This is a genomic window from Spiroplasma melliferum KC3 (assembly GCF_000236085.2).
Classification (GTDB): Bacteria; Bacillota_I; Bacilli_A; order Mycoplasmatales; family Mycoplasmataceae; genus Spiroplasma; species Spiroplasma melliferum.
In genome coordinates this window covers 223,794-235,245 of the sequence record NZ_AGBZ02000001.1, presented here as the reverse complement: position 1 = coordinate 235,245, position 11,452 = coordinate 223,794, and the positions used below count along the sequence as shown (strand labels likewise).

The window sequence follows — 11,452 nt, the reverse complement described above, 5'->3', positions numbered from 1 at the left end:
TAATGAAATTTGTTCGTTCTAGTAATGGACCATGAGGATTTTTTGACCCAGCTGGTTCGTATATACCGGGTGCTGATTGAACTAATCAGTGATTTTTTAAAGGTCATAATTATGTCTTTCAATTGGTGGGCATTAGTATTTTTGTTTTAATTATTGGATCATTATTTGTTTGTAGAAAATATTATGCAAAAACTGTTAATTGAAAATGGTTTCGGATTTCAATAGGGCTGTATCAAATTGTAACTTATTTTTTAACATATGCAATTTGAGTAACTTATTTAGCAATTGTTTTAAAAACAGAATGAATTTGAGGACCGGTGGGACCTTCTCAAATTCGTGGTTTAAGTGAAGTTATGCCATTACATTTATGCAGTTTACACCAGTTATTATCGGGCTGTATCTTAATTTTTCCTAGTCGAAAATTTTTTGAAGTTGTTGCTCCATCAGCGATTGTTTTGCCAATTTTAGCAATTATAACGCCAGTTAATGGTTACTGAAGTTTAGACAATTTCTTTTATTATAATTACTTTATTCTTCATACATTAATTATTTTTGCTTATTTATATGTTTATAAATATGGTTTAGTTGGAAAACCTTATAGTGGTTTATTATTTGGCATTGTGTAAGTGAAGCGCAACAAATCAACTCAGAAAGGGGTTGATTTTTTATTGAAAAGAAACATTATTTTATTTTGCGGTCCTTAGTAATTAAGTATGGAAAAGATAATGTTATTAATACTGTTAATAATATTGTAATTAATAATGTAAAAGAAGATGAATAAATTATCCGCGCAATTTATTAGCGGTAATTTATTCAATATAGAGTTTATTTTGAGCGTAGCGAACACGCGGAGCGTGTCGCGAAAATTAGATTTTAGGAGGAATTAAGTTATGCCAGTTTGATTAACGACAATATTTAGTGTTGTTATTATATTAGGTATTTTTGCTTGAATTGGTTTATCAATTTATCAAAAAATTCGCCAAATTCGAGGTAAGAAAAAAGATAAAAAAGAAATTGAAAACAAGGAGGATAAAAAATAATGTTAGGTATGTATTTAACAACAGCAATTAATTTTTTAGCAGCAGATACGCCTACTATTTCAGATGGAATGGGTTCTATTTGAACTGGATTGGGTAATGCAATGATGAAAGTTAAAGAAGCAATTTATGCTGTATTACCACAATTAATGACTTTTTTAGGTGATGCGTGAATTATTTTAATTCCATTTGGTATTTTTGTTATTGTTAAGATATTAAACTTTTTCCGTGTTATGGTTAAAGGATTTTAATATTTAGTATAACTGATCATATATTTTAGCTATGGCACACTAGCTTTTATGTGAATTGAATAAATAATTTTGTTGTTTATTTTTGCACTATACACTGTCTACAAATTTATTTTTAAATAAATTTAATTATTTTGGTTATTATTGATAATGTTAACAAGATGAAAAATCCTATTGTGGAAATAAATATGATTATATCGCCAATAGTAGTTATATTTATATTGTTTATTGTTCATAATATTGAGTTTATTAGTATGATTTAATATAAATAATGTTGTAAAAAATATTTCTTTTTCTAAAAACTTGTAGGCAGTATATAGTGTAAAAATATCAACTTAATTATAAGAGTATAATTTTATATTTTAATAACTATTAGTTATAAATTAAATAGTATTTTTCAGTGTGCCAATTTTTACTATTTTATATATTTAACATTGTTAATAACATTGTTTATTAAACATTAAATAAACAATATATTAGCATTATGTATAAAATTGTTAATAATCAATGTTTTCAAATATTTAGTTAGGAGTATTTAATTATGGAAAAAATTATAAATCTTGGGGATGATGAAATATATTTTCAACAAGAACGTGAGCAAATTTTAGAAAAAGTAAAAATTTTTTATGAAAATAAACTTACTGAAAAAAATGAATATATAAAATTTTTAGAAAATAGACCCGGGAATCACGATTGTAAGAATTGTCCTAATCGACAACAATTATTTAAAGAAGATTTTGAAATTGTTTGTTTTTGAAGTAGTGGTGAATGAATTAATGGTAGTCATTGTGAAGAACCTTATGAATGTTATAAAACTAATAAACATATAGATTATTATGAAATTGTTTTAAAAAGAAATAATAATTCAAAATATGACAAATTACCTAGTAAGGAGTTGAAAAAAATTGAGTAATTTTTATAAGAAAAATCAGAATATAGCAAATTATTTTATTAGTAAGGAATTGATAGTTTTTGAAACAGATAAAGCAAGTTTTATAAATTTGCCTAATCATAATAAACATATTGGTTTTTGATTAAGTAATAAGTTTATTTATCCGAGTGAAAAACATTCTGATCAAGTAGCTATTGGTTTGATTTATGATAATTCTTATCCTATTGTAAAATATGATGAAAATTTAAAACGCCATATTTGAAAATATTTAACTGGAACAGAATTAATAAATTTATACAATCAATATAAACAAAATTATTTTACACAAATGAAAAAAGCATTATTCTCTGGTGAACCTCAAAAAGTAAAAACAAATAACAATAATAATTTAACAAATTGAAGTGTTGAAAAAGAGCAAGAATTAATTAATGATTTAGAAAGTTTAAATTAAATGAGTTTATATGACTATTGAGTTCAATTTGTTAGTTATATTATTGGTTCAAATGCCCCTGAATTTTTATATGTTATATCGTTTGTATTATTTATCGTTTTATTTTTTGGGATGTTTTTTAAACTTATTCAAAAAATGTGGAGTTTTTAAAAATGCAAAATGATTGAGAAAAATTAAAAGAGTTTTTTATTCATATATTTTTGTTTATAGATAAAATAAATGTTGAAAGTATTACAACTTGGACTTTGACTCAAAATGAATATTTAACTCTGATGGTTGGTGTTTGAATTGTTATTTTGTTTTTAACTTGGTTTTTGTTATGAATGATTTTTAAAATAATTGGGTATTTTAAGTAATGAAAAAGTTTATATTTTTCTTAAAAAATTATTGTTATATTAGCGGTTCAATGATTTTGTTTAGTTTAATTGATTTATTACTTTGAATAATTTCATTAAATTATACTGGTTTAGTATTTTGATTATTGTTTGCTTTGCAATGTGTTTATTTTGTATGATGAATTTGAAAAAACATATTTTATCAGTTAAATGCTTTTCGGTTAGTAAATTTTGTTTGAGATAATCCGTTATCGGTAATTATTGGTAAATTAGGAACGGGAAAAACATTACTTTTAACTTATTTATCACAAACTATGAAACTATTAACAGATAAGATTTATAGTAATTATCCGTTAGAAGATGATAAAGTTAAAGTTTTAACATTTAAAAATTTAGATTTTACAGATCGAACAAAACCAGTTCCCCCAGATGATAGTGTTATTTTATTTGATGAAAGTTATTTATATATTGACGGAACTAGTCCGCACGATGAGAAAAAGGTTCATAGTGGTAAAATTCCGTGAATTGTTTTAGCAAGACATTTTGGTAATCGTGCTTTGTTTACAGCTCAGCGTGAGGGTATGATTTGAAACAATATTAGGCAATTAGCAAGTGGTATTATTATTCCAATTTCACTGAAAAAACCTATTGCTAAAAAAGGATTTAATTTTTTTAATCGGTTCTTTATTATGCGAATTGGCATTTTTCAAGATATTACTGATTATGAAATTTGAAAAACAAAATCAGTAGAACGAACAGCAGAAGGTAAACGAGCAAAACATAAGTCGGATGTTGGGTTAGGAATCCGGTTTTTTAAAATAATTATTCCGTTAGAATTTGCACAGAAATATGATAGTCAATGATTAAAGTTTGTTCGTGATTTAAAAAATGATGAAATAGTTAATTATAAAGAATATTACTGGTCAGAAATTACTAAATTGAGTGTTAAAGAGCGTTTAGAATTGTTTGATATTGATATTTTGAAAAAGAATTTAAAATCTAAAAAAGAAAAAGGAAGTGGTAAAAATGATTAATTTATTATCAGAAAGTAGTAATTGAGATAAGATTTTTAGTTTTATTTTTGATGTATTTTTGTTTATTTTTGATGTAATTTGAAATACAAAATTACCAATGACAAATACGACAATTGCTTATTTTATTATCTTTTTTATGGTTGTTAAGTTATCTATTTATGCAATTCACGGTACAAGAACTCAATACAACGAATTAGGTTCAACAGTACAAAGTGGTGTATCAAATATTTATTCTGCAACTGCTCGTGGAGTTTCAGATACTAAACAAGGTATGCAAAAACATATTAAAGATCGTAAACAATTTAAAATTAATCGTAATAAACAACAATTATCAAATTTAGCAAAACAAGCAAAAACAAGAGAACAAGGATATCGGAGAGTGAATAAATAATGATTAGATTAGTTTTATTAGTTGCGGCAATTGCTATTTTTGGAACAGGATTTATTACAGTTATTATTAATCAGTTGACATCAGCAAAAAATATCATTATGGATTTATATAATTCTGATACTTTTTTACTTTCGTTGTTTGGTAAAATGGCAATTTTGTTTAGTCATCCGTTAATGTTAACAATATCAAGTTTATATATTGTTGGGTTTATTGTTTCAAAAACACTTTATAGTTAGGAGTTAAATTTATGAAAAGTAAAATTTTAAAATTTTTAAAAGAAAAATGATGAAAAATATTATTATATTTTTTGGTAATTAGTTTAGGAATGTTCGTACCTTTTCTTTATATTGATATTAAAGAATTTCAATTGTTTTTGAGTAAATTTGGTTCAGTTTCTTCAATTATGTGTATTGGATATATAATTTTTTGAATTTTAACTGCTGCGGGAATTATTGATTTAATATTATGAATTAAGAAAAAAATTAATAAAGATATAGTTAAAGGTAGTAAAGAATAATGCGTAAGTCATTATCTTTATTTGCAATATCTATTTTAGGTATTTTAGGTTTAATTATTCCTTTTATTACTTTAACAGCATTTAAACCCTTAAATCAGCAGAATTATACTGTTAATCAACAAACAACGGGAATGAATGAAACTGATTTTATTAATACAATGTTTTTACGCAGTAGTTTCTTTGAAAATTGGTCGGAAACAAATTATTTTATTAATCCGACTTTAAAAACATCACAATCATTAACTTATAATGATAAATGATATTTAGATTTTTTAAAGGATAGTTATTCAACGGGAATTTCATTTGATAAACCTAGTAATGATTTTATGGACTTATATAAAAATTGAAATACTTATACTAAACAATATAACATTGATAAATTTTATGATGTTGATAAAAAACAATTTTTAAAAGAATTAACTAATTTTTCTTATTCTTTTGCAAAGTATTTTAATACTGTGGAAGTTATTAATAAATTAAAAAAAAGTGTTGATAATTTACAATTAGTTAATTTGGTTAATCAAAATTGAAAGTTAATTGATAGTTCTTTAAATAATATACAAAAAGAATTAAAAAAGCATAATGATAAATGATATTTTATTATTTGAAAAAGAGGAAATAGTTCAAATTGAATATGACAATCAATGTTTTTTAAATATGATGAGTCTGCTCCTAGAATGACGGGTGCTTGACTTTCTTTTATAAAATCAATTTATCGTTGAGATAATACAAATAAACCTAAAAAACTAGAATTTAATGAAAGTACTGGTGATGTTATTTTTTGAACTGATAATGAATATCAAAATACTCGTTCTTTTTTATTAAAATATATTAATTTAATTGTACAAGAAAATATTCGAGTTCAGCAAGGTGGCAACCCTAATTATGATGATCTAAATTTAGGTAGTCAAAGAATAATTTTTGATTTTGAAATTATTAATAATATGGAAAAATTAGATTGAAAGCCCAGTATTATTTTAACTAGAAAATCAATTTATCGAATGATTTTAACGATTGATGAACATAAAAATATTGTTGCTGGTAGTTTAGAATTAACACATCTTAAACAATATTGGGATGGTAATAATGCAAATAGTTATCGATATACTGATTATTTAGGTTTTTTGTTTACTTTTATGAAAGAAAAAGATAGTATCTTTAATTTTAGTGCTGAAACTTATAATTATTATCAGGGTAATTCACCTAATATTGGTAAAAAGGTTTTTGAACAGATGAAAGGTCAAATTGATATTAATAAGTTTTTAAAAGCATTTTTTGCACACGCTTTGGTGCCTGTATTTCAAAATCGTAGTAATTTTATTGAAAGTGGTTATATTGATAATTTACAATATGATACGGTTTTAATTAACTTTTTTGGTTTAAAATTAGTTAATTTTAGAGATGTTTTAATTGATGAAAATAATACTAGTAAAAGTCAATTTGAAAGATTATTAAATAGTATGTTTACAGTTTCGCAAAATTTTTATAAAGATTATTTACGAACAATTTTTGATTTAGAAAATAATACTTATGTGAAAGGATATAATAAAAAATATGGTTTATTGGCTAATAATGGTTTTAAAATTTATCCGCGTTATTTTTATTTTTCTGATAAATATAATCAATTAGATATTAAATTGTATTCAGCATTTAAAAATCGATTTTATAACACTAATTACGGTAATGTATTTAACTATGATTTTTCAGTCTCAAATAATTATAATATTAATCAAAATGAGGGTTATATTTTTGAAGGTGCTTTAAAAGATAAATATGGTTTAAAATATAAGAAAATTGAAGAACAAAAAATCGGTTATAATGTTTTTGAATTACAAGCCCAAAAAGAAAATGATATGTACCGTTATTATGATTTTAATTTTGGAATTTATAACTGACAAGAGATCAATAATGGTGGATTATTTCCTGATGGACAATGATGACAAGCACAATATGAAAGTTGTAGTTGGTATAATTTAGCATGTCATATTCGAAATGCAGCAATATGAATTGTTAATAATATTCCTGGTGTTAAGCAAGTGAATGAGTTAGCAAGTGGTGTTGGTAAAATTTTTCAAACAATATATAGTTTTTTTAATCAAACGTTTGAGATGTGAAAATTTAGTCCAGCATTATATAACACAATAACAAATATATTCCTATTAATTATTTTTATGAAATTTGTACGATTAATTTAAAAAGGAACTTTGTAGTTCCTTTTATTCTTTTCAATCTGTAATTTCACCAGTACTTTCATTAAATTCTAGTTTTTTAGGTTTATTTGTATTATCTCAACGATAAATTGATTTTATAAAAGAAAGTCAAGCACCCGTCATTCTAGGAGCAGACTCATCATATTTAAAAAACATTGATTGTCATATTCAATTTGAACTATTTCCTCTTTTTCAAATAATAAAATATCATTTATCATTATGTTTTTCAAATTCTTTTTGTATATTATTTAAAGAACTATCAATTAACTTTCAACTACTATTTTCTGGTGGTTGTTGTGGATTTCAAGGTTCTGGTTTATTACCCCCCCTGTTTTTATTATTATTTGGTTTTTCACAACTAATTAATGATGTTGTACTTATTGCTGTTAATCCGATTACTCCTAAAATGCTAAGTCATTTTTTCATATTTTACTTCTCCTTTATTAAAATTAATTGAATGCTATAATTGATCTTATCATATATCAATAATTTATTAAATAATTTTAATATTAAATTTATAAATTAATGAAAGGTATATAAATGTTATGTATAGTCATTTAAGTTTTATTGATAAGGTTAAATTAGAAGAATTATTATTATCAAATTTATTTTTAAAAAAGAATGGTGAAATAAATATTTCACAAATTGCTAAATATTTGAACAGACATCGTAGTACTATTTTGCGAGAAATTAAGCGTTTTAAAACTATTGATGAATATAGTGCTTATAAGTCAGATAAAATGTATTATGAAAAAAGAAAAAAGAATAATAAAAGATATAAGTTTACAGAAGAACAATTAAATTTTATTAATATAAGATTTAATGTTTATCGTGATTCTCCATCACAACTTATTCATCGTTATTTTATAAAGTTTGGTATTAAATTTCCTGTTTGTGTTAAAACATTGTATAAATGAATTTGTTTGGGTTTTTATGGTTTTTTAAAACAGAATTTACGTCATCGTGGTAAAAAATATAAAACAAAAGAAAAATTTGATAATCGTGGTAAATTAAATAATTTTAAATCAATATGAGATATTGAAAATAAAAAATCTGATGCTGGTTGATTTGAAATAGACACTGTAGTTGGTAAAAATCATCAATCTAGTTGTTTGGTTTTGGTTGAAAAATTAAGTAGAAATTACTTTGTAATGAAATTAAAAAATCATACTGCTAATGAAGTTGTGGAAAAGTTTAAAGATATTGTTATAAGTAATAATTTAATTGGAAAAATTAAAGGAATAATAACCGATAGAGGAAAAGAATTTAGTAAATGAAGAGAATTAGAAATATTTGCTGAAACACAAGTTTATTTTTGCGACCCTGGTAAACCTCAACAAAAACCACTAATTGAATATATGAATTCTGAACTTAGAGAATGATATCCTAAGGGAACTGATTTTAATAATGTTAGTCAACAAAAAATAAATTGAGTAGTTAATGTTATAAATGATAAATTAAGGCCTTGTTTAAATTGAATAAGTGCAAAAGAAGTATTTTTACAGAATTTTTAAATAAATTTATTACTTAACTTAATAAATTATTTTTTTAGTATGGTTAAGTTGTGTTTAAAATAAAATAAAAATTATAAATATTTTAATTTTTGAAAATTTATAATTGATTTTTTATAATTTTTGTTTTATTATTTAATTAATAAGATTTGTTGCACTTCATTTTACATAATTCCTTTAAATGACAGTTATTATGATTAACGTTATTTTCTATTATCGCAGTAATTTGAGACTGAATTTTTAAAACAAACCAATTATTTGTGGGGCCAAATAGTGGGGAACCATGAAACAATGGTGGTTTTAATGTTGGCGGTTGAAATACAAACTTTATTGGAGCAAAATATATGTGACCATTTGCTTGATTACCAATGTTTTTATTAGGAATTGTAATTGTTTCATTAACACATATTTTATTATTTTATATACCACAAAGTTTTTTATATGATAAAAAAACAAAAAAATTAGAATCTGTTCCTCGCGGAGTATGTAATAAATTTCATACTAAACAAGGATTAACTTATATTAGTTTTACTTTTAAATATATTTTTTGGCCAGATAATAAAATTCATTATCATCTAAATCAAACTAATTTATTACAGTTTACTGATATTGAATTATTAACAATTCGCAATAATAATAGTTAGCAAAGCTAACTATTATTTATTTAATTAAGTTTTCAATTTAAAATAAAGGTATAATGTAAGTAAATGAAAGAAAAGGTGGCGATAACAATGTTTAAATATGCAATTATTGCAAATGATTATCAAGAATCAACACAGTTAGTTAATAAAATTAGTAAACTTTTACAAGAAAATCAATTAAAAGAAGATCTTGGTAACCCACAGTATGTTTTTATAATTGGTGGAGATGGAACTTTATTAAGAGCAGTTAATAAATTTCAAGATATCATTGATAAAGTTTCTTTTATTGTAATTAAATCTGGTTCATTAGGGTTTTATGCTAACTATGATGAAAATACCTATGCCAAAGCAATTAATGCAGTTATTAATAATAAAATTCATATTCGACAAATGCCATTATTAGAAATTAAATATAATGGTAATCTTATTCGCTATGCATTAAATGAAGCAAAAGTTGTTGATCATGTTAAAACAATTCGCACTGACATTTATGTTAATAATGATTTATTGGAGCATTTCCGGGGAAGTGGTCTTGTTTTTGCAACGAAAACTGGTTCAACTGGTTATATGCGAGCAATTAATGGATCAATTATTGCAGCTAATATTTCAACCCTATGGCAATTAAAAGAAATTGCCCCAGTGGCAAATTCAACTTTTTCCACAATTAACGCTTCAATTATTTTAGATCAAGACCAAATAATAAGGTTAACTGGTGACTTAAAAGGAAAAAGTTTAGTAATTGATACTTATGAATCAGAAATTTTAAGTTCTGATATTGAATTAAAAATTAGTCAAAAAACATTAAACTTATGCTATGATGAGGAAAATGATTTAAGTCTAATTGCGAAGATGAAGTTATTATTTGCACATTGCAATGATAACAGAGGAGATGATTAATAATGCGAGTTGAATATATTATTATCATTGTTGTGGCAATGATTTTAATGGTGCTATTTATTTTAATGATGATTTTTCGTAAAAAGATTTTTAATTTTCAAAAAATTCTTGTTCCAAAACAAATGCTTTCTTTTTCTATTAATGACTTAATTAGTATTTTAGGAACAAAAACAAATATCACAATGGTTAAAGCAACCTTAACCCGCTTGCGAGTAACAGTAAAAGATTTAGATGAAGTTGATTTTGTTTTGTTAAAAACTAAATTTAAATTAAAAGATATTGGTATTGTCTTACAAACTGTTATTTTGCCATTTGGGAATGTGAGTTTAGCCATAAAAGATGAAATGAATAAAATTATTACAACGTAAAAATTATTACATTTTTTATTGTCGTTTATTTTTTTTCTGCAAATAATTTGTTAAAAGCACTAAAGTGCTTTTTTTTGTTATTTTTAAGAGATAATTTAATTATAAAGTGGAGGAAGAATTGTGATGATATTTGAAGAGTTTATTTTTTATGTACCAGCGTGAGGACGATTAAAGCAACCTTTCAATAAAAAATTTAATAAAAATCGACGCCACTATAAAGATAGGCATGAAGAAGCAAGTAATGGAGGAAGGCAACTATATAATGATTGAGAAAATAAATTAACAAAAAATGAAAAAAAGGAATTCAAGGAGTATTTAGAACAATATACTGGGAGTCATTACGGAGCAATTAATGAATATTTACGTAAAACAAATGGAAAAATATATCATGATATTGAAGCTGTTCCAACAGACCTTGAATTTACAAAAAATGATTTAAAAAAAGTTAATGATAAAATTTTAAAATTAGATAAATCATTTCAAAAAGCAAAAACAAATGAAAAATTAGTTGTTTTTCGTCGCGTTAGTGGTTATCAATTTTCAGACCATGATCTTAATTTACGTGATGCAAATAATAAAATTAACCGTGATTTATTTGCTCAAATTCGGCAAGACTATACTGGCGAAAAATTTACGCAACATAGTTTTTTAAGTACATCTTTATCAAAAGACCCGCATAAATCATATTCAGGGGGTCGTTATCCAATTTTATTAAGAATTAGTTTACCAAAAGGAACAAAAGCAATTTATGTTGATGAAATTAGTAAGTATCCTGGTCAAAATGAATTATTACTAAATCGTGGTTATACCTTTCGCTATCATAACTTTCTTATTGTTAAAGATAAAACCACAGGTCAAGAAAGTATTAAAGTGGAGATTTCTTTAGCACGAGAAGATAAAAAATTTTAAATAATTAAGCA

Annotated in this window: 17 protein-coding genes; 16 read left to right on the top strand and 1 reads right to left on the bottom strand. The window is 24.1% G+C overall.

From position 1 onward, the window contains the following. Positions 1 to 2 precede the first annotated feature (2 nt). The 11 genes from SPM_RS01195 to SPM_RS01150 all read left to right on the top strand — a co-directional run bounded on the left by SPM_RS01195 (position 3) and on the right by SPM_RS01150 (position 7,100). A complete protein-coding gene (locus SPM_RS01195; RefSeq protein WP_004027794.1) occupies positions 3 to 626 on the top strand; it encodes a TMEM164 family acyltransferase in 624 nt (207 codons plus the stop codon). A 264-nt stretch (positions 627 to 890) separates the two neighbouring features. After that, positions 891 to 1,040 (top strand): hypothetical protein, encoded by a 150-nt coding sequence (locus SPM_RS06365; RefSeq protein ID WP_004027793.1) that lies wholly within the window; start codon positions 891 to 893, stop codon positions 1,038 to 1,040. Then, on the top strand, positions 1,040 to 1,288 hold the full coding sequence (locus SPM_RS01190; protein WP_004027792.1) for a hypothetical protein: 249 nt from the start codon (positions 1,040 to 1,042) through the stop codon (positions 1,286 to 1,288). The genes SPM_RS06365 and SPM_RS01190 overlap by 1 nt, the downstream gene beginning before the upstream one ends. Before the next feature lie 538 nt (positions 1,289 to 1,826). Continuing rightward, a complete protein-coding gene (locus tag SPM_RS01185) occupies positions 1,827 to 2,198 on the top strand; it encodes a hypothetical protein (RefSeq protein ID WP_004027791.1) in 372 nt (123 codons plus the stop codon). Next, positions 2,191 to 2,628: a DUF3627 domain-containing protein gene (locus SPM_RS01180; protein ID WP_004027790.1), complete on the top strand. Its 438-nt coding sequence runs from the start codon at positions 2,191 to 2,193 to the stop codon at positions 2,626 to 2,628. Before SPM_RS01185 ends, SPM_RS01180 begins: the two co-directional genes overlap by 8 nt. 152 nt (positions 2,629 to 2,780) lie before the next feature. Further along, positions 2,781 to 2,984: a DUF2649 family protein gene (locus SPM_RS01175; RefSeq protein ID WP_004027788.1), complete on the top strand. Its 204-nt coding sequence runs from the start codon at positions 2,781 to 2,783 to the stop codon at positions 2,982 to 2,984. After that, positions 2,984 to 3,997, top strand: a complete 1,014-nt coding sequence (locus SPM_RS01170; RefSeq protein ID WP_004027787.1) for a hypothetical protein — start codon at positions 2,984 to 2,986, stop codon at positions 3,995 to 3,997. The genes SPM_RS01175 and SPM_RS01170 overlap by 1 nt, the downstream gene beginning before the upstream one ends. Then, positions 3,990 to 4,388: a hypothetical protein gene (locus SPM_RS01165; protein WP_004027786.1), complete on the top strand. Its 399-nt coding sequence runs from the start codon at positions 3,990 to 3,992 to the stop codon at positions 4,386 to 4,388. The genes SPM_RS01170 and SPM_RS01165 overlap by 8 nt, the downstream gene beginning before the upstream one ends. Beyond that, positions 4,388 to 4,624, top strand: coding sequence for a hypothetical protein (locus tag SPM_RS01160; protein ID WP_004027616.1), 237 nt, complete (start codon positions 4,388 to 4,390; stop codon positions 4,622 to 4,624). Before SPM_RS01165 ends, SPM_RS01160 begins: the two co-directional genes overlap by 1 nt. Before the next feature lie 11 nt (positions 4,625 to 4,635). Beyond that, positions 4,636 to 4,905, top strand: a complete 270-nt coding sequence (locus tag SPM_RS01155) for a hypothetical protein (RefSeq protein WP_004027785.1) — start codon at positions 4,636 to 4,638, stop codon at positions 4,903 to 4,905. Then, positions 4,905 to 7,100 carry a spiroplasma phage ORF1-like family protein gene (locus SPM_RS01150; protein WP_004027784.1) on the top strand — a complete coding sequence of 732 codons (2,196 nt, stop codon included), beginning with the start codon at positions 4,905 to 4,907 and terminating at the stop codon, positions 7,098 to 7,100. Before SPM_RS01155 ends, SPM_RS01150 begins: the two co-directional genes overlap by 1 nt. Before the next feature lie 21 nt (positions 7,101 to 7,121). Here the strand turns inward: SPM_RS01150 and SPM_RS06635 are convergent, their stop codons facing one another. Further along, a complete protein-coding gene (locus tag SPM_RS06635) occupies positions 7,122 to 7,541 on the bottom strand; it encodes a lipoprotein (protein ID WP_004027783.1) in 420 nt (139 codons plus the stop codon). 119 nt (positions 7,542 to 7,660) lie between these two features. Between SPM_RS06635 and SPM_RS01140 the strand changes: the two genes are divergently transcribed. From SPM_RS01140 to SPM_RS01120, 5 genes are all read left to right on the top strand, one after another. Then, complete coding sequence (locus tag SPM_RS01140; protein WP_004027782.1) at positions 7,661 to 8,629, top strand: IS30 family transposase; 969 nt, start codon at positions 7,661 to 7,663, stop codon at positions 8,627 to 8,629. A gap of 257 nt (positions 8,630 to 8,886) precedes the next feature. Then, positions 8,887 to 9,270, top strand: a complete 384-nt coding sequence (locus SPM_RS01135; RefSeq protein WP_004027781.1) for a hypothetical protein — start codon at positions 8,887 to 8,889, stop codon at positions 9,268 to 9,270. 87 nt (positions 9,271 to 9,357) lie between these two features. Beyond that, entirely contained in the window at positions 9,358 to 10,164 is an 807-nt protein-coding gene (locus SPM_RS01130; protein ID WP_004027780.1) for an NAD(+)/NADH kinase, read from the top strand. A 2-nt stretch (positions 10,165 to 10,166) separates the two neighbouring features. After that, positions 10,167 to 10,532 (top strand): PTS transporter subunit EIIB, encoded by a 366-nt coding sequence (locus tag SPM_RS01125; RefSeq protein WP_004027779.1) that lies wholly within the window; start codon positions 10,167 to 10,169, stop codon positions 10,530 to 10,532. A 123-nt stretch (positions 10,533 to 10,655) separates the two neighbouring features. Next, positions 10,656 to 11,441, top strand: coding sequence for an ADP-ribosyltransferase (locus tag SPM_RS01120; RefSeq protein WP_004027778.1), 786 nt, complete (start codon positions 10,656 to 10,658; stop codon positions 11,439 to 11,441). Positions 11,442 to 11,452 lie beyond the last annotated feature (11 nt).